This window comes from Spirulina subsalsa PCC 9445, assembly GCF_000314005.1.
GTDB classification, from domain to species: Bacteria; Cyanobacteriota; Cyanobacteriia; order Cyanobacteriales; family Spirulinaceae; genus Spirulina_A; species Spirulina_A subsalsa.
This window is the reverse complement of sequence record NZ_JH980292.1, coordinates 3,882,613-3,901,108: the sequence shown is the minus strand read 5'-3', so window position 1 is coordinate 3,901,108 and position 18,496 is coordinate 3,882,613. Positions and strand designations below refer to the sequence as shown.

The following is an 18,496-nucleotide window of genomic DNA, read 5'->3' as shown; positions in this document are numbered from 1 at the left end:
TAGGGTGAGGACATGAAGTTTGCGCATTGTTGATGTTCAAAAGCTATACCATCAAGCATAGTTCTTTTTTTTGGGGATTGTGGGAGATGGGCATCTCTTGGCGGTGAGATTGTCAAGTAGAGGGGGATTGACCGATGGCGATTTTACTATGTTTCTCGATTTCTGCCATCACTTGACGAGCGCGGTCAATGACCACAGAGGGTAAGCCCGCTAGTCGTCCTGCTTCGATGCCATAGGAACGGTCAGCGCCTCCGGGTCGGACTTGGTGTAAAAAGAGGATACGATCGGGGAGTTCTTTGACGGTGACTTGATAGTTGGCGACGTTGTTGAGCAGGGATTCTAAGTCGTTGAGTTCGTGGTAATGGGTGGCGAAAATGGTGCGCGCTTGGATTTCTGTGGCGAGGTATTCGGCAACGGCCCAAGCGATGGATAAACCGTCAAAGGTGGCGGTTCCTCGTCCAATTTCGTCAAGTAGGATGAGGGATTGGGGGGTGGCATGGTTGAGGATGTTGGCGGTTTCGTTCATTTCAACCATAAAGGTGGATTGTCCGGTGGCTAGGTCATCGACGGCACCAACACGGGTAAAAATGCGATCGCAAATTGCCAAAGTCGCCGATTCGGCCGGAACAAAACTGCCAATTTGTGCCAACAGTTGAATCAGTCCCACTTGTCGCAAATAACAGCTTTTCCCACTGGCATTAGGGCCGGTGAGAATAATTAAATCGGGATGATTGTTCTCGGTGCCACTGCCGAGGGTGGTGGAGTTGGGGACAAAAAAGTTTAACCCCAAGGCTTTTTCAACCACGGGATGGCGACCATCTCGGATGGTGATTTCCCGGTTTTCGGTCATCATCGGACAGCAATAGTTCTGTTCTACGGCAATTTCGGCTAGTCCCGCTAACACATCAATGGCGGCGACGGCTTTGGCAATTTGCCGGATTTCTTGCCCTTTTTCGGCCATTTCTGCCCGCAATTCGGTAAAGATTTCATACTCTAATTGATAGAGATCATCTTTAGCGGTTAGGATGCGGGTTTCTCGTTCTTTTAGTTCTGAGGTGATATAGCGTTCTTCGTTGGTAAGGGTTTGTTTGCGGGTGTAATTATCGGGGGCTTGTGCGGCTTTGGCACGGGGTAAACTAATATAATAGCCAAAGGTCTTATTATAGCCTACTTTTAAGTTAGAAACTCCGGTTCTTTCTCGTTCGGTTACTTCTAAATTAGCTAACCATTGTTGATCCAGTTCTAACTGTTGGCGACGTTCATCTAAGAGGGGGTGAATCCCATCCCGAATTAAGCCCCCTTCTTTGAGATGTTGGGGGGGAGATTCGACCAAATGGCGCAGGACGTGCTGCCCCAGTTGTTCTAATTCCGGGGGGACTTTTTGCAGGGCTTTGAGGTAAAGGGATTTGCCACCTTGCACTAATTCTCCTAATTCCGAAAGACGACAAAGGGAGTCGGATAAATAGACTAAATCCCGAGCGTTAGCCGTGCCTGCTCCCACGCGGCCACTGAGTCGTTCTAGGTCATAAAATTGTCGCAATAATTGCCGTAACTCATGGCGTAAATAGGCGTTATTGATTAACTCTTGAATGGTGTCTTGGCGGGCGCGTATGCCTTTAATCTCCAGTAAGGGCTGTAATAACCAACGCCTTAAGGCACGCCCTCCCATAGCGGTGACGGTTTGATCAATCGCCCAGAGTAGGGAGCCGTTTAAGGTGCCGTCGCGCACGGTTTGCAGAATTTCTAAATTGCGCCGGGTTTGGGGGTCTAAGATTAAATAATCGGTGAGGGTATAGGTGCGGAGGGGTTGTAGGGGGACTTGATTGGCTTTTTGGGTGTCTTCGAGATACTCTAGTAGCCCCCCAGCAGCGCGAATGGCAAGGGTGAGGTCGGCACAGCCCATTCCCTCTAATGAATTGACGTTGAACGTCTCTTTGAGCCGATTTCGGGCTTCTGAGGCTCTAAAATACTGCTGGGGGCGGAGGGAATAGCAAAAACAGTCGGGGAGGTAGTCGGGGAGGTCTTGGCGGGCTTCTCCGGGGCGCAGGAGTCCCCCTAAATCCGGTGCGTCGGTGGGGAGTAAGATCTCCGAGGGCTGGAGACGCATTAGTTCTAGGGTGAGGGCTTCGAGGTCTTGGGATTGGGTGGTGTAGAATTCTCCGGTGGAGATGTCGGCATAGGCGAGGCCCCAATGGTCTTTGGCGACGACAACGGAGGCTAAAAAGTTGTTGCGACGGGCGGCTAACATTCCATCGTCGGTGAGGGTGCCTGGGGTGAGGAGGCGGGTGACTTGGCGTTCCACCATGCGACGTTCGGCGGCGGCTTGGGCGGCTTCTTCTACTTGGTCACAAATGGCGATCGCATAGCCTTTTTCAACTAAGGTGGCAACATAGCGATCTAAGGCATGGTGCGGCACCCCTGTCATACAAACCCGGCCAATTTCTTTCCCCCCCTCCTTACTGGTTAACACTAACTCTAATTCTTGGGAGATGGTGACGGCATCTTGAAAGAAGCACTCAAAAAAGTCCCCACAACGGTACAACACGAGGGCGCTGGGATATTGTTCTTTCACCTCAATGTAGTGCTGCATCATGGGGGAAAGTTTATCCCGGTCTAGGGGACGGTAATCACGTTGAGGGGCATTTTTCGATCCGGTTTTGGCAGTCTCACTCATCAGGGATTCTAGGCAGGTGCAGTTAAGGAAGATTTTACGAGGGCTGGGGGATCTGGGCAACAAACCCTAGGGGGTATGCGTCTAAAATTACAGAAAACCAGTTAAGATCCAGACGGAATCGGTGGATAGGGATATCATGTACAACTTTGTTCGTTTATACCGGAAATCTTGTAGGGGAGTCAAAGGAGGTTTCGGTTTAGGTGCGATCGCCACTTTACTCACTCTGACCTTGCCTCTACCCGTTTTTTCCCAGTTTACGCCCATGTTTGAAAGTGTCACCCTTAGCCCCCGATCCAATTTCGGGGAAGTGGTGATGCGCGGTATTAGTGGGGGAGAACTCCCCGCCCGGTCTGTGAGCGATCGCCCGGAAACTCCCACCGGCCCCTGTGTCGGTTTTGTCGATCAACAACCGGATCATATTGTAACCCTGACGGAGTATTTCGATTTCCTCAATATTCGGGTCAAAAGTTCGGCGGATACTACCCTAGTGATTCAAGGCCCCGGAGGGGTGTGGTGTAATGATGATGCTTTTGAAGATGACCCCGCCATTGCCGGAGAATGGTTAGCGGGAACCTATCAAATTTGGGTAGGCTCCTATGAGCGCAATCAGTTTCACCCCTACATCATACGAATTACCACCCAACCGTAGTTTAACCCCAGCAAGGTCTTATGGTAGGCGCAATTCACCCAACCCTTAACCTCTCGGAATTTCTCCAACTCCCAGAAACTCAACCGGCGAGTGAGTACATTAATGGTCGAATGATCCAGAAGCCAATGCCCAAAGGCAAGCACAGCCGCTTACAGTTAACCCTCTGTAATCAGATTAACCAAAGGGTGGAAGCTTCCCAAATCGCCTATGCTTTCCCTGAATTACGCTGTAGTTTCGGCACTCGCTCCCTTGTCCCAGATATCGCGGTTTTTCAATGGTCGCGCATTCCCTTTGAACCTGATGGAGAAGTCCCCAATGATTTTTTCCTCCCCCCCGATTGGATGATTGAGATTCTGTCCCCCGAACAAAGTTCTAATCGCGTGACTGGCAATATTTTGTATTGTTTAGAACAGGGGGGGCGATTGGCTTGGTTACTTGATCCGGCGGATCGGTCTATTCTGGTCTTTCAACCCCAACAACAACCCATTTTATGCCAAGGATGCGATCGCCTCTCTGTGCTACCAGAAATTAATCTTGACCTCACCGTAGAACAGATTTTTGCTCCCCTCAAAATGTCTACCCCCTCAACCCCAGCCAACCGTTGAGTAGTGCCGAATTAATCTGAAACTTGACGTATTCATCAATATTAGTATAATTGTTTTAAAACCAGAGGGAAACCTAGCACCATGTCCATTGAAACGACTCGCCAGCTAACACCTCACCCCCCAAACCGAGAGGATTCAGAACTTGAAGCCATCCAACCAGAAGATATTAAACAACAGGACATTGAACAAGAGGATGAATGGCTGCCTGAACCCCCTCCCAGTGATTTAATCTTTGATGACGGAGAACCCTTGGAAAGTAATCGCCATCGTATCGCTATGAACGTCCTCATTGAAGCCGTTCACCAAGCTTATCAAGGACGAGAAGATTATTTTGCCGGCGGCAATATGTTTGTTTACTATAGTCGCCAACAAGTCAAAAATAAAGACTTCAAAGGCCCTGATTTTTTTGTAGCTTTAGATGTAGACGGCACAAGGGAACGTCAAGGCTGGGTTGTTTGGGATGAAGAGGGACGATATCCTGATGTTATTGTTGAATTAATGTCTCCTTCAACCGCCAGTCAAGATACCGGGAAGAAAAAGCAATTGTATGCCCAAACCTTCCATACTAGAGATTATTTTGTTTATGATCCCTTTAATCCTGACTCATTAGAAGGTTGGCACTTAAGCCCCCATTTCGCTTATGAAAATATCACCCCAGATGAGCGCGGCTGGCTGTGGTGCGCCAGTTTGGGCTTATGGTTAGGACTTTGGGAGGGAACAATTTTAAGGGAAACGGCTACTTGGCTGCGGTTTTATGATCCTGAAGGGAATTTAATCTTATTAGGGACAGAAAGAGCCGAACAAGCCGAGTCCGCTTTAGCTCAAGAACGACAGGAGAAGGAACAAGAACGAGAACGGGCAGAACGGGCTGAGGCTGAGTTACAAGCCCTCAGAAACCTCCTCCAAGAACAGGGAATTGAACCCAATTCATGAGCCTAAATCGTTAAAATTCTCGTGATTTACTACTTGTCTCGCCCCCAAATTTGTCAAGGGGGCGGTTTTGTTTTACCCTGACTAAAGAGACAGGTTGGCAAAATTTGGGAGAATTTTAAATGGTTTCCGCACATCCTCTGTTAACAGAATCTTGTCTGTCTTTGAAAACAGAGCAATTCTTTAACCTATTAACCGAAATAGAAAATGTCTTAATCATTCAAGATTTAGATGGGGTTTGTATGGGCTTAGTCCAAGACCCATTAAACCGAGTCATTGACCTTGATTATGTGAAAGCGACTCAACAATTAGATGGTCATTTCTATGTTTTAACTAATGGGGAACATATCGGCAAACGGGGGGTAAATGGTATTGTGGAACGGGCGGCTGGGGGCGTAGAAATTGCCCAAGCTCAAGGCCTTTATTTACCCGGTTTAGCCGCAGGAGGGGTACAATGGCAAGACCGGAAAGGACACATTGACCATCCGGGGGTGAGTGAGGCTGAATTGCAGTTTTTAGCGGCTGTTCCCCAACGGATTCAAGCTTGTTTAAAAGCATTTGCTAACCAGTATTTAGGGGCGTTTAACCCTGAAAGGGTAGCCGGGGCAATAGAGGCCTCTGTGTTGGATAATGTGGCTTCTCCGACGGCAAATTTAAATACTTTTTATGGGCTGTTGCGAGAACAAAATCAGGAGTTATTATATGGGACGTTACAGCAGGCGATCGCGCACCTGATGACTGAACTGCTACAAGAGGCAACCACACAGGGTTTAAGCGATTCCTTCTTTGTTCACTATGCCCCCAATTTAGGCCGAGATGAGCAGGGACTAGAACGGCTTAAACCCTTTGCCAGTGGGGATTCTGGAACAACTGACTTTCAATTTATGCTCACCGGAGGGGTGAAAGAGGCTGGGGTGGTGGCGCTCCTAAACCGCTATTATGGCCAACGTACCGGGACTTACCCCCTCGGAGAGTCTTTTAGTGTTCGCACCGCTCCCCAGACCTTAGAAGGGCTATTAGACCTCGTTCAGTGCCATTTTGACCCCCAGTGGATGCCTGTGATCGTGGGGGTGGGGGATACTGTAACCAGTCAAGTGGAGGAGCGAGAGGGGAAACGGGTTGTTCGTCGGGGAGGGAGCGATCGCAACTTCCTCCAACTCGTCCAGAACATTGGTCAGGCCTTGAATATCGGCAATGTAGTTGTTTACATTGACAGTAGCAGGGGAGAGGTGAAAAACCGTCGTTCGGTGAAAGTGGAACAGGTGAACGGCGAGGCCAGAATCACGGAGAACCCTTGTGATCCCAAGGATGTAGACGATCCCCTGACCTTGAATCTAGTCTTTGCGGGGGGTCATCAGGAATACTGTACCCTGTTTAAACGAGCGGCCGCCGTCCGTGGGTTTTAGTCTAGGGGAAGGTTGTAATATTTTTCACCTGAGTTAGACTAGAACTGTAGACTCCGGAACAATCCTATAGACCCTCGTGGGTTACGACTCCGGCGTATAGAGTATATTTCTCCACATCAAACGGCAAAACCCCTGAACTGTAAAAGTTGGGGGGTTTTGTCGTTAAGTCCTAGTTAAAGTTTTCCTTTTCAATGGGCAGATCGTACTGTTGGCACATTGTCCGGAGTTTGTCCTTGAACAGATTGCGCACCGACTCCGGAGCCACAATTTCGCAGTTATTCCCATAGTGAAACACCTCCCGCACCAACCAAAAAGGATTGGTCACTTTCCGCACCACCTGCCGAATGTCCCCGATAACTTCATTTTCGAGGTCATCCTCTTTAGGTTCATAGGCTTTTACCATTTCTCCCTTAAAGTGTAATTGCACTTTGATATAACCTAACCCCTCTTTACGCCATGTCCCGTTATACTCTAAGAGCGTCACAATCCGATCTAAACGGAAGCAGCGATTGTGTTGGAGTTCGGGGATCTGTTCTGAGGGGTTGCCCTCCTCACACCAAGCCTCAAGGTAAAAGCGCCTCTCTCTAAAGTGAATCTGACCATACTGCACGTTAAACTCTTCATCTTCCCCCTGACTGTTGGTGTACATTAAATGAAAGGGTTGTTGGTTTTCGATATACAGGTCAACTACCCTCCGCCAGGCCTCTGTATCATGGCTGATTTGCCGAACTAAAGCCTTGCGCAGAGGGCTTTCTAGCTTTCCTTTCGCCAGGAGAAGTTCTACAACAGTTTTCGCCTCAGCCATCTGTCCAGAATCCACCAGCGCCTTAATCACTTGCTGGAGTGCGTGGACTTGGGAAGGGTTGAGGGTAAAGGGTTTTCCTGTTTCTACTTGTCCTTGGGCGATCGCCACCAACAACCCAGAAATGCTCGGACTATTGCCCCACAAGATATTCAGGCGACGGGCAACCCCTTCGAGTTGCTCTTTCGTCCCCGGCGGAATCGAGAGTGTCAGTGTTTCTTTCTTTCTGGGCATATTCACACTTGCAAATTTATGTTTTCTGTGCCATAGTATGTATTGTAAAGGGTTTTAGGCGATTTTGCCGCTAAATACCTTTGCAAATCTAGTCTAGAATAGAGAGAAGGATACACAGCATAATTGAGGTGAGCATAATTGAGGTAAGCCATGACGGATGAAAAACTCTTAGCCAGAATTACGATTGATCAGAATATTTTCCGAGGAAAACCAATCATTCGCGGTCGTCGTTTAGCGGTTGAACATATCTTAGGAATGTTAGCCGCAGGAGACACTACTGAAACCTTACTAGCTGCATATCCTTGGCTAGAACCTGAAGATATTCAAGCTTGTTTATTGTATGCTTATCGGTTGGTCAGTCAGGAACGAGTAGAACCCTTAATTGTGAATACTGTCCCATGAAAATCTTATTAGATACCTGTGTATCAGGGCTGGTACTTTCACACCTTTTAAACGCAGGTTTTGATGTCATTTGGACAGGAGATTGGTCAAGAGATCCGGGGGATGAAGAAATTTTAGCCATAGCTTATCAAGAAAAACGTATTCTCGTAACCCTAGATAAAGATTTTGGTGAATTGGCCATCCTTCAAAAACGTCCCCACTGTGGCATTCTCCGTTTAGTTAATCTCAGCACTCAACAACAATGTGCTATCTGCCTACAAGTTTTAACAACTTACAGCGCGGAATTAGTAGCGGGTGCAATCATTACGGCTGAACTAGCCAGAGTGAGAATTCGGCAATCTAATTTTGAACAAAATAACTGAAATCAATCTACTATGTCCTCCTATTCCATCACCCTAAAACCCGTCTATTCCGCCCCCGCAATAGATATTTCCCCAAACATTCAATTACCTCCCAACTGGAAACTGGGATGGCAGCAAGCAGAAACCTTTAAGGCTGTACAAAACCCTAAAATTGATGTCATTATAAATACTGCCATGACGGGAGATGGCAAAAGCTTGGCCGCCTATCTCAACTGTTTACAGGAATATTTTCCCGTCATTGGACTTTACCCCACTAATGAACTGGCACGGGATCAAACAGCACAAATTGAGCGTTATATTGCAGACTTTAACCCTCCCCATAAACCCAGAGTTCATCGTTTAAGTGGTCGAGAATTAGAACTTTATGCCGCAGAAAAAAGCGTATCTAAAGCCCAAGCAATTGTAGATCAAGCTTACAACTCGGAAATTTTAGTCACTAACCCAGATATTCTCCATTATCTCCATCGGGGCGCTTATTTAACCCCTTTTGATAATCGAGATAAATTATGGAATCGCCTTGATAAGGAATTTGACCTCTTCATCTTTGATGAATTTCATGTTTTTAGTGCGCCACAAGTTGCCAGTGTTATCAATACCCTGTTACTGATTCGGAATACTAATCGCCGGAAAAAGTTTTTGTTCCTTTCCGCAACCCCTGACCCTGAATTATTGAACCGCTTGGAAAAAGCAGGATTTCGCTGTTATCAGATTGATCCGGTACAAGAGAATAAATATCAATTTCCTGAAACAAACTCCCAAGAGGAAAAACTCTCAACCCAAGGCTGGCGACAGGTCACAAGGGAAATTAACCTAGAATTAATCCCCCTAGAATCTAGTTTTTCCGCTTCAGAAACTTGGTTAAAAGAAAACAAAGACTTGGTTTTACAATACTTCCTTGATTTCCCTCAGAGTAAAGGCGCAATTATTCTCAATTCCATTGCTTCAGTAAAACGTCTTGTCCCAATTTTTCAGGAATTATTTACCAGTCAGGGCTTACAAGTCGGTGAGAACACGGGTTTATCAGGACAACAAACGAAGTTAGCCTCTTTAGATTGTGATCTAGTTTTGGGAACAAGTACCATTGATATTGGGGTTGATTTTAAGATTAATTTTCTGATTTTTGAATCCTCAGATTCTGGTAACTTCATCCAAAGATTAGGGCGTTTAGGTCGTCATGAAGGCTATATAAAAGAGGGGGAAGCGATTAAGTTTTCCCAGTTTACGGCCTATGGATTAGTGCCTAAGTTTTTGCTTGAGCGATTATTTGAGAAAGAGTCTGCACCGTTAACGGTTGGAGAAAAATATGACCGTAAAAGCTTTAATACTGCTATTCTTGAAAACTACAGAAAAATTAATAATTTTGCGGGTTATTATAAGCGTTGGGGAACGGTACAATCTTTTAAACTGTGGTGTGACCTGAAAGACCCTAAAATTGCTCAACAGTATGCTTCTAATCGAGATAAACTGAAAAACGATTGTGAATTAGTCTTTGATTGTTCTTTTAAAAAAGCGGTTTATTGTATTAGGCAGTGGGCGAAAGATTGGGAAGAGTTGTCCGGGAAAAAAGGTAATCCTATCTTTAATGATGCGGCAAGTTTTCGGGGGTCGAGTCCCTTACAGTGTGGACTTTACGACCTCACAGAAGGGGTAGAAGGCGATCGCTTTAAAACCTACGACTTGCCCGGAATCCTGAGTAATCTAGAGATTGAGCTATGGACAGAAGCAGGATTTCTGGCCGAATTGCGGGAGACTTCCCAACGGATGGGACAACCCATTGCTAAGGGACATTTTAAACATTGTTTAGCCTTTCTCAAACTGCGGGGATATCGCGAAGAACGTTTAAATTGGCGGTTTACCTACAGTGGAAATTTAGCAGAAATTGCCCATCGTTGGAAGGTGCAAGTCTTACGGGGGATTGAGGTTTGGCAACCGGATAATCCTTGGATTCGAGGACTGAATCAAAAATTGCGATCGCAAGGATTAGTCTGTTACATTGTCCCTTCCCCCACAATGGAAGTCCGTCAACGGTTACAACTTCCCATGCACTTTGCACTTTATCCCATTAGCGATCAAATGAGTGTTCAAGATGCCACTCCTCCCTATTCTATCGCCATTGGTCAAGCCGCCTTACTCCTAGATACCCTTGCCTATCGTTTGCAGAGTAAAGGAGGAGAATCATGGATTTGTTAAAGCGTCTCATCCACTTATTCTAAATTAACGAATTGAGGAGAATCATCAATCATGATTGCCGCCTTAGATCCTATCCCTATGAATCCCCAAGAATACCTAGCCTGGGAGGAAAAACAACCCCTGAAATATGAATATTTGGAGGGAAAAGTATACGCCATGACTGGGGGAACAATTCCCCATAATGATTTAGCAGTTAACCTCACTACGCTACTAAAAAATCACCTACGAGGGAGAGGGTGCAAAGTGCAAATGGCAGATGCCAAAGTGGGAATTTCTGAACAGGGGCCATTTCATTATCCAGATGTGATGGTGAGTTGTGATGAACGAGACAGACGCGCAACGCGAGTTTTATCTCATCCCTGTCTCATTATTGAGGTATTGTCACCCAGTACAGAAGCTTTTGATCGGGGTCGCAAGTTCCAGAATTACCGTCAAATTGCCGAGTTACAGGAATATGTCTTGGTGAGCGCCGATCAGAGGATGGTGGAGTGTTTTCACCGTAATGATCAAGGGATTTGGGAGTTGTACACCTACAGCGAGGAGGATTCGGTGCTATTGAGGAGTGTGGGGTGGGAGGGGTTGGTTACAGAGATTTATGAGGATGTAGTGTTAGAAGGAGGTCAAGGAGATGGAAGGATTCAATGATAAAGCCAGAGACAAGCTCTGGCTCTCAAACCCTCATAGGTATTGGTTAACGAGATGGACAAGGCCTCATATCCATTGCGGCACTTTTTCAATTCCTGATAGGTTTTGGGGTGCTAAGTGTCATTATACCTCAACGATGGATTCTGTTTGGGAGAATTCTGTATCTATTGCTCCACTAACCCTAAGAAATAGGTTATACTTAAAAAAAAGCGAACCAGACAGTCGTCTGTCTAGTCCCCTCTGATTAATATTCTTTCTAGCCTCTAGGGTAAGACAGAACTCGTCTGGTTGGCAATATCCAATTGAGGAGGTATTTCACCCATGAAAAAAACTTTACCCGAACAAATGATTGAGCTTATGTCCGATGGTGCTTGGCACTCTACCGAAGAACTGGTAGAAAAAATCAGTCATCGGTTTTCTGCAACGATGCACATCCTTCGTAAGCAAGGTTACAAGTTTGACAAGCGTCCTCTTGAAGGTCGGCAGCATGAATATCGTTTGGTGATTGAGTCAAGAGCGATCGCTTAGATTTGACTGCAATGGGAGCAGATTGATTCTACTCCCACCCCAAAACCCCAGAAATTTATCCTCTGGAAATAGGCTTTTTCATCACCCCGTACAATACCAATATTTCATCCCAACCTATAAACATCCCCTTTCTGGTGACTAAAACCATGATTCATCCCCTTTCCCCCACCTCCGCAATATTGCAAGAACTTCCCTATCTCAAAATGCTAATTCTCTTTGGTTCAAGAGCAAGGGGAAATCCTCATGCTCAGAGTGATTGGGACTTTGCTGTTCTTTATGATCACGAGTTATATGAACAAATGATTCAAACAGCCCAAAGTTGGGAATTTCTGAAAATTTATATGGTGTTCTCAGATTACTTCCAGATTCCCAGTGAAAAAATAGATATTGTGGAACTAGAGCGCTGTCCTCCTTTACTCGCTTATCAAATTGCTGAGTATGGAAAGCTCTTGTATGAGGAAGAAACGGGATTATTTGAAAAATTCCGACAGCAAGTAGTGATGACTGAACAAGAACTGCTGGAACAGCGCAAAATGTTACGCGATAGCTTAGAATCTTTTTTACAAAAACGAGGGGTATGAAAAATTTAGATATTAATGTTGTATTCGTGCGAATTAAGAAAATTCAAGAATATCTGACTCGCTTAGAACGCTATGAATCAATGACACTAGAAGAGTTTTTACAAGATACAGATGGACAAATAATTGTAGAGCGAATGATTCAACTCATTACTGAGGCAGCCTTAGATATTAATAAATATTTGTTCGCTCAACTTGGTATTTTGAAACAGCGAGAGAACTGGACAAATAAAGAATATTTCTTAGAAGCTGCTAAGTATAGCATTTTAACTTCTGAACTAGCAGAAAAACTCGCTGAAGCAGCAGGAATGCGTAATGTGTTAGTCCATTTGTATTTAGAGATTGATCCTAGAAAAGTTTTTCTAGGAATTCACAACACTCTAAAATTTTATCCGCTTTATTTGCGTCAAATTGCTGATTATTTAGATACACTTTAAGGAAATAAGTCAATGGCTCGTAACAAAAAACAAGAAAACCCCCAACAACTCTCCTTAGATTTAACCTCAACGGATCCAGATTCAGAATATGATGATCTGGACTTAGATGAACTAACAGACGATGAATTAGGCATTACCGATGAAGATGACCGCACCATTGAAACTCCCAAGGAACTCTTAACCCTTAAACTGTTACGGGAAGCCATTAAACGGCAAAATCCAGATGATCCCATCATGAATGATTTTGCAGAATATGTCCTGCCTCATTTACTGCGCGTTGGGATTGGAGTTACTGCCAAAGGAGGCAAATTTTTTGAAGAAATTGATCGTCGTCGTAAGGCAGAAGGAAAAGAGAAAGTCCGACGAGATAATGCAGGAGATCAATCCTTAAATACTCATTTACTCAATGGATTATTTCCAGCAAACCTCATTGAAAAACGATTAGAAAAGCTAGATACAACTATCCAGCGCGTTGTTCAACCTCTGCAAAGAAAAATTGCTATTGCTGGATTTGTTCTCCATGACTTTGAAAAATTTGATTACGATGCTTTTCCTGGCCTACCAGAGCAATACAAAATTGCCTGTCGTGATTTTGATACTGATATTCGGAAACTTTCGATTCCTGAGCATCAAGAAATTTTTGAGCATCTTGTTCCCGCATTAGGGATTGATCAATTCCTCTTTCCTAATGCACCCGAACAGTGGCATGAGTATCTAGATGATTTACTTTTCATTGCCTATAATGCTCAACGTCGAAATGATACCAATTTGAATCTATCAGAAGAAAGTTTAAATCCTAGATTAAGAGATACAATCCTTATTAGTTTAGCTGATTTAAGCTGTCTAGCAGACCGTCTCGCTTCCATCATCAAACATCCTCAAGACTGTGAAAAAGATTCTTTACAAAATCTCCTAGATTCTCTCAGTAATAGCCATCTTAAATTTACTTATCACAGCATTTCAGAGAATCGAGGTGTGTTAACCAATGTTGTGAATAATGCAGTGATGGAAGCACATACTGCACTGAATACTCCTGAAAAAATTTACTATGAACCGCTCTTATATCTTCCAACTGGAGTCATTTATTTAGCCAGTCAAGATGCACCCCCCATTCCTACTGAAGACCTTCCAAATCGTGTTGTTAAAACTATTCAAAATTTGTGTCGGGGTGAATTGCGTCGTCGTCAAACTGGCTTTGGACGAGATGGAAAAGGGATGAAATATGCCGATTACTACAGCCAGTTTTTTGATGATATGGGATTAATGCAGGTGGCCTTAGATGCTACCTTACGCATCCTGAATCTCGGTAAAAAATCAGTGGCTAAAAGTCGCAGTGAAAACTTAAGCAATTTCCAGAAAAAGGAAGTTCTCTCACCATCAGATGATTTTAGTTTTGATGATGATATCCGCATTGACCAACTGGCAGAATTTGGGGATGTAGTCAGTCGCAAGATTTGGGGAGATCGGGTTTCTAGAATCGAAGTAGCACGCAAACAACATAAAAAGTTACCGCCACTTCCTGATTTAGATTTAGTCGTAGAAGTAGCTAAATTCTGGCAATTAGAGCAATATATTCCCCAAATTCGTCAAATTCAACGGATTAATGAAACCCTGAAAGAATTAAAACTCAAAGGCAATACTGGAGGAGTCCCTTACGAATGGTATTTTTTGGCGGCGAAATATTTCCAACATCATCCGGGAGTAGAAAATATTCGTCCCATTGGGGAAGAAGTAATTCAATTCATTGCAAATAAAATAGACTCAACTGTGTTACAATATGAATTGCCGGATGGTTGGGAAGATATCCGAGCATGGGTGAGTCAAGTGGTGATGTTACCCCATTCAAAATCAGCCAAGACTGAGGCAGAATCTCCTGACATATTCCTCAAAGAGTTAGCTAACTACAACACAGCGAAAAAAGCAGGACGGGGTAAACAATTAATCTGTTCTATTTCCCATTCTGCCTACACTGTAACTGAGCAAATGGAATCAGCCGTTTTGTTCACGCCTCAAGTTTATACCAATAAACAAATGCTAGGCGGATCTAATGCCAAGCGCAATATTTCCAGTATTGCGGGAACAGAGATGATGTTACGGCAGATTCTGATGAATCAAACCCAAGCTGTGGGGAAACGGTTTGAGGATGGAAAATATCGCTATCTCTACTTTTATCCCACCTACTACTTTACGCCAGAAACCAATCGCTTTTTACAGCAAGCTTATGTCAACATTGCTCAAACTCGTTTTGACACCGGAGTTCGCAATCACTTTATTAGTCAAGACTTGAAGGCTAATTTTACGCCGTCTCAATATCAAACCATTGATGCGTTTTTAATTGATGAAGAACTCCAAGCGAAAAAAGACCTACCTGAAAAAGACCCTAATCATAAATATGACCGGACGTTTAAACTCGCCTATCCTGAAGATAAACCTCTGACTTTTTACTTTATGGCACTCCCCCCCGGACGAGATCCAACGGATACAGAATCTTGGGTAATGCCAGCATGGTTAGCTTTTGCATTTCCCATGATTCTAGATGTCAAAACTGTTGTTTCTGAGTCTCCAATTCCCCCCTATCGGGATGGTGCAGAGTTTGAAGAAACGGTATTTCTCGACAGCGCACCCCAAGCATTTCGGGTCTTAACTGGAAAGGATCGTTTTCGTCTTGATTCTATTGTAAAATCTTGGCAAGATGAATCAAACAATACTTATTCTGCTCCCTTAAATATTTTGACTGCTGCCTATTCTATTCATTTGGATGTGAATAGTAAACGAGGGAAATCTGGCTATGATGCCAATTGGGGAAAATTGACAGAATTAGCGAAGGATCTTGAAACCAGTCCCCTTGCTGTTTTTTCTTACTTGAAAAATTGGACAAGGGGAAAAGATACAGACTCTCCCAGTATCCAACGCATTCAGTTATACACTTTTGACTTTTACCCTTGTTTTGATCCCTATGTTCGTATCAATCACACAACGGAGGCAATAAAAATTGAGATTATGGACAATAAATCCCCTTTGAATCACCCGAAACGTTTAACGGAACTCTATCGTGCTTTTTACCGTGCCAATAAACGTTATAATCCGAAAGCTAATGCTGTTTTGAAACCCATTGATATTGCAGCAGATACAATCCTCAAAGCGGAGTCAACGGTATTTCAGGGAGAAACCCTAGTTGCTGTCGTTGCTGCGGAAGTGTGCAAACTGATGGAGCGGGTGCATTCCTCCACCGCAGAAGGACGCTGGGTGATTTCTGATCGGGAAGAAGAACGTCAACGAGTGCTAGAGTTTGCGCGGTATTTCGTGGTTGAGGTGTTTGAGGGAGCATTTAAAGGCGATCGCGCACGTCTCGCAGGACGACAACTCAACCTCATCCGTGATACTTGCGAATTCCTCTATCGTCTGGAACAAGATCAGGAAAATAAGCGGGATAAAGTCAAACCAGACGAAGAAGAAACAGAATCTTAAGTTTAATAATGCAACTGTATTTAATGGTTAAAAATGGCTTACAGCAACTTTACGAACCTCGCTCAAGTCCAAGATACTTTTCAGCTTATCTTGGAAGAAAATCACAATCTTTTTACAGAGGTTGCAGGAATCCCCCCTTCTGATTATTTGCAACAAACCTTAGCAGAATATGTCCCTCTAGCAACTGCAATTAATACAGAAAAAGCACGTTTTTAATTTCTCATTGCTCCCATTGTTTTGGACTTGATTCATTACACAAAATCGGAGGTACGCATTGAATATCCAGTCAAAGTTAGCCAACAACTTCAAGGTTATTTTGATTACTTAATTGAATCTCAAAATAACTTGCTGATTATTGAAGCTAAACAGGAGGATTTGAACTATGGAATGACTCAATTAGTCGCTGAAATGATTACTTTAGTTCAGTTTAAAAACAAGCCTGAACTGAGTCCTTTTATTAGGGCCGTTACAACAGAAAATATTTAGCAGTTTTGCCGATTATTTTCTCATCAAAAACAGATAGAACAGGGATTAACACTATATCGTGTTCCCAATGATTTAGAGTCTTTAGTCCGTATTCTCGTTCAAGCACTTGTTTCATGAATTATGACTTAGGAGGTCAATCATGGCTTTACTTAAAACTGTCGATGCTAAATTCTTTCATGGTGAAATTCCCTACAAACCAATGGGAAAATATGTTCACTTTCTGACCGTGCGTGTTACAGAATCTTACCCTCTTTTTCAAACAGATTCAGAGTTAAATAAAGCGCGAGTCTGTGCTGGAATCAACAAACGTCAAACCATTAGTCGTCTGTCTATGTTTAAGCGGAAACAGTCCACTCCAGAACGTTTGGTGGGACGGGAATTGCTGCGTAAGTATGAATTTATGACGGCCGAGGAGTGCGAATATAACGTCAGTTTTGCTATGAACAATCCTGATTGTATTATCTACGGATTTGCCATCGGGGATTCTGGTTCAGAAAAATCAAAAGTAGTGGTAGATACAGCTTTTTCTATTACGCCTTTTGATGAGTCTCACGAAACGTTTACACTTAATGCACCCTATGAAAATGGGACAATGGCATCTAAGGGAGAAAACGGCACAAAACCGGGGGAAGTTACCAGTCGGATTAACCAACAAGATCACATCCGTCCTCAAGTCTTTTTCCCCAGTATTGTCACATTGAAAGACCCAACAGAGGCAAGTTTTTTGTATGTGTTTAATAATATCATGCGGACTCGTCATTATGGGGCGCAAACAACCCGGACTGGACGGGTACGAAATGAACTCATTGGGGTAGTTTTTGCCGATGGAGAAATTGTCAGTAATTTACGCTGGACTCAAGCCATTTATGACCGTTTACCGGATGAGGTTTTAGAGTCTCTTGATCCTCTAGATGAAACGTTAGTTATTGAACAAGCAACAGCAGCAATTCAAACATTAATGGAGAATGAGTTTATTGTGCATACTGATTTTATTGGGGAAAGTTTTCAAGGGTTATTAGCTGAAGTTAAAACCTTGACGGGAACAGAGCAAGGGATTCTGTCTATTTTGCAACAGGCAGATCGTGAAGCGAAAGCTTATGCAGAGCGACATATTGCTAAAAAGAAAGAGAAAGCAAAAGCAAAAGCTTAAAAATGTGGTGCGTCAGCTTACAATTGACTCTGGTTTTGCTCTACTTTGTGCTAGCTGATGCACCCTAACTAAACTTTTGGGCGTATGCAATACGCCCCTACAACATTTGTGCTAGCTGATGCACCCTAACTAAACTTTTGGGCGTATGCAATACGCCCCTACAACATTTTTTACTGTAGGAGTTTATTGTATTAAGCCTTTTGGAACTTTTGACCTTTCATAAACTTTCTAAGAAGTTTTGGTGAAACTATGTACATTTATCGCTGTTTAATTGAATTGCATGATAGTCTCTATTTTGCAACGCGAGAAATAGGCAGATTATATGAAACTGAACCTGTTTTACATAATTATGCTTTGTGTTATGCGTTGGGATTAGTGGATAGCGATCGCCATCATACCCGTGTAGCGTCTCCAGAGCAAGAATACCGCTACTTCTGCCCGACACAAGTTCCGCAATATGAAGAACACCTGACCCCCCTCAATGAACAAAAAATTTATGTAACTCCCGCTCATTCTTGTTCCCATACGGCTGTTTTAAACACTTGGAAATATGCCAATAATAACTACCATGTCGAAATGGAAAAAACTCAGAAAAATATTCCGAGTTTTGGCAGAGCAAAAGAAATTGCACCAGAGAGTGTTTTTGAGTGTTTTGTCATATCTGCTAACCCTCTAAAACTGCCTAAATGGATTCGTTTAGGGAAATGGTCAAGTAAAGCAGAAGTAAACGTTAAAGAATTACCAAAACCTCGTCAAAAATCTGGAATCTTTTTATATCCCAATGCCCTCAATCCTTTAGATGTCATGTTTAGTCATCAAGTAGTTAGCTATGATGTGATTAATATGCCCCCAGTTAGCCTCATTCGCAATGTGACGCTACAAGGGGAATACTACGAAATAGAAAGCTTAAAAATTCCCGCCACTATGACCTACCGTTTCAGTCATTAAAT

The 18,496-nt window shown here is 43.7% G+C and carries 18 protein-coding genes; 16 read left to right on the top strand and 2 right to left on the bottom strand.

The genetic code is table 11. The annotated features are described in order from the left end of the window. Positions 1-112 precede the first annotated feature (112 nt). Positions 113-2,674 carry a DNA mismatch repair protein MutS gene (gene mutS / locus SPI9445_RS0117755; RefSeq protein WP_017306117.1) on the bottom strand — a complete coding sequence of 854 codons (2,562 nt, stop codon included), beginning with the start codon at positions 2,672-2,674 and terminating at the stop codon, positions 113-115. Between the two features lie 136 nt (positions 2,675-2,810). Here mutS and SPI9445_RS0117750 point away from each other — a divergent pair, with 136 nt between their 5' ends. The 4 genes from SPI9445_RS0117750 to stpA all read left to right on the top strand — a co-directional run bounded on the left by SPI9445_RS0117750 (position 2,811) and on the right by stpA (position 6,264). Beyond that, positions 2,811-3,323, top strand: coding sequence for a hypothetical protein (locus tag SPI9445_RS0117750; protein WP_017306116.1), 513 nt, complete (start codon positions 2,811-2,813; stop codon positions 3,321-3,323). A gap of 20 nt (positions 3,324-3,343) precedes the next feature. Then, on the top strand, positions 3,344-3,928 hold the full coding sequence (locus tag SPI9445_RS0117745) for a Uma2 family endonuclease (protein ID WP_026079903.1): 585 nt from the start codon (positions 3,344-3,346) through the stop codon (positions 3,926-3,928). Positions 3,929-4,009: 81 nt separating this feature from the next. After that, positions 4,010-4,861 carry a Uma2 family endonuclease gene (locus SPI9445_RS0117740; RefSeq protein ID WP_017306114.1) on the top strand — a complete coding sequence of 284 codons (852 nt, stop codon included), beginning with the start codon at positions 4,010-4,012 and terminating at the stop codon, positions 4,859-4,861. 119 nt (positions 4,862-4,980) lie between these two features. Further along, a complete protein-coding gene (gene stpA, locus SPI9445_RS0117735; RefSeq protein WP_017306113.1) occupies positions 4,981-6,264 on the top strand; it encodes a glucosylglycerol 3-phosphatase in 1,284 nt (427 codons plus the stop codon). Between the two features lie 169 nt (positions 6,265-6,433). On the opposite strand, the gene SPI9445_RS0117730 is transcribed toward stpA, so the two are convergent. Further along, entirely contained in the window at positions 6,434-7,300 is an 867-nt protein-coding gene (locus SPI9445_RS0117730; RefSeq protein ID WP_017306112.1) for a helix-turn-helix transcriptional regulator, read from the bottom strand. A 150-nt stretch (positions 7,301-7,450) separates the two neighbouring features. Here SPI9445_RS0117730 and SPI9445_RS0117725 point away from each other — a divergent pair, with 150 nt between their 5' ends. From SPI9445_RS0117725 to cas5d, 12 genes are all read left to right on the top strand, one after another. Next, the gene (locus SPI9445_RS0117725) at positions 7,451-7,702 is read left to right on the top strand and encodes a DUF433 domain-containing protein (protein ID WP_017306111.1); all 252 of its coding nucleotides are present in this window, start codon (positions 7,451-7,453) and stop codon (positions 7,700-7,702) included. Continuing rightward, positions 7,699-8,064: a DUF5615 family PIN-like protein gene (locus tag SPI9445_RS0117720; RefSeq protein WP_017306110.1), complete on the top strand. Its 366-nt coding sequence runs from the start codon at positions 7,699-7,701 to the stop codon at positions 8,062-8,064. Before SPI9445_RS0117725 ends, SPI9445_RS0117720 begins: the two co-directional genes overlap by 4 nt. A gap of 12 nt (positions 8,065-8,076) precedes the next feature. Continuing rightward, the gene (gene cas3 / locus SPI9445_RS0117715) at positions 8,077-10,254 is read left to right on the top strand and encodes a type I-D CRISPR-associated helicase Cas3' (RefSeq protein ID WP_017306109.1); all 2,178 of its coding nucleotides are present in this window, start codon (positions 8,077-8,079) and stop codon (positions 10,252-10,254) included. A 51-nt stretch (positions 10,255-10,305) separates the two neighbouring features. Beyond that, a complete protein-coding gene (locus SPI9445_RS0117710) occupies positions 10,306-10,899 on the top strand; it encodes a Uma2 family endonuclease (RefSeq protein ID WP_017306108.1) in 594 nt (197 codons plus the stop codon). Positions 10,900-11,220: 321 nt separating this feature from the next. Next, on the top strand, positions 11,221-11,427 hold the full coding sequence (locus SPI9445_RS0117705) for a hypothetical protein (protein WP_017306107.1): 207 nt from the start codon (positions 11,221-11,223) through the stop codon (positions 11,425-11,427). Positions 11,428-11,573: 146 nt separating this feature from the next. Beyond that, the gene (mntA, locus tag SPI9445_RS0117695) at positions 11,574-12,008 is read left to right on the top strand and encodes a type VII toxin-antitoxin system MntA family adenylyltransferase antitoxin (protein ID WP_017306106.1); all 435 of its coding nucleotides are present in this window, start codon (positions 11,574-11,576) and stop codon (positions 12,006-12,008) included. After that, positions 12,005-12,442, top strand: coding sequence for a type VII toxin-antitoxin system HepT family RNase toxin (hepT, locus tag SPI9445_RS0117690; protein ID WP_017306105.1), 438 nt, complete (start codon positions 12,005-12,007; stop codon positions 12,440-12,442). The genes mntA and hepT overlap by 4 nt, the downstream gene beginning before the upstream one ends. A 12-nt stretch (positions 12,443-12,454) precedes the next feature. Further along, the gene (cas10d, locus tag SPI9445_RS0117685; RefSeq protein ID WP_017306104.1) at positions 12,455-15,910 is read left to right on the top strand and encodes a type I-D CRISPR-associated protein Cas10d/Csc3; all 3,456 of its coding nucleotides are present in this window, start codon (positions 12,455-12,457) and stop codon (positions 15,908-15,910) included. A gap of 33 nt (positions 15,911-15,943) precedes the next feature. After that, the gene (locus SPI9445_RS27765; RefSeq protein ID WP_017306103.1) at positions 15,944-16,126 is read left to right on the top strand and encodes a hypothetical protein; all 183 of its coding nucleotides are present in this window, start codon (positions 15,944-15,946) and stop codon (positions 16,124-16,126) included. Between the two features lie 21 nt (positions 16,127-16,147). Next, a complete protein-coding gene (locus tag SPI9445_RS27760) occupies positions 16,148-16,396 on the top strand; it encodes a hypothetical protein (RefSeq protein WP_017306102.1) in 249 nt (82 codons plus the stop codon). Between the two features lie 139 nt (positions 16,397-16,535). Then, positions 16,536-17,546 (top strand): type I-D CRISPR-associated protein Cas7/Csc2, encoded by a 1,011-nt coding sequence (gene cas7d / locus SPI9445_RS0117675; RefSeq protein ID WP_017306101.1) that lies wholly within the window; start codon positions 16,536-16,538, stop codon positions 17,544-17,546. Between the two features lie 249 nt (positions 17,547-17,795). Then, the gene (cas5d, locus tag SPI9445_RS0117670; RefSeq protein WP_017306100.1) at positions 17,796-18,494 is read left to right on the top strand and encodes a type I-D CRISPR-associated protein Cas5/Csc1; all 699 of its coding nucleotides are present in this window, start codon (positions 17,796-17,798) and stop codon (positions 18,492-18,494) included. Positions 18,495-18,496: the final 2 nt, after the last annotated feature.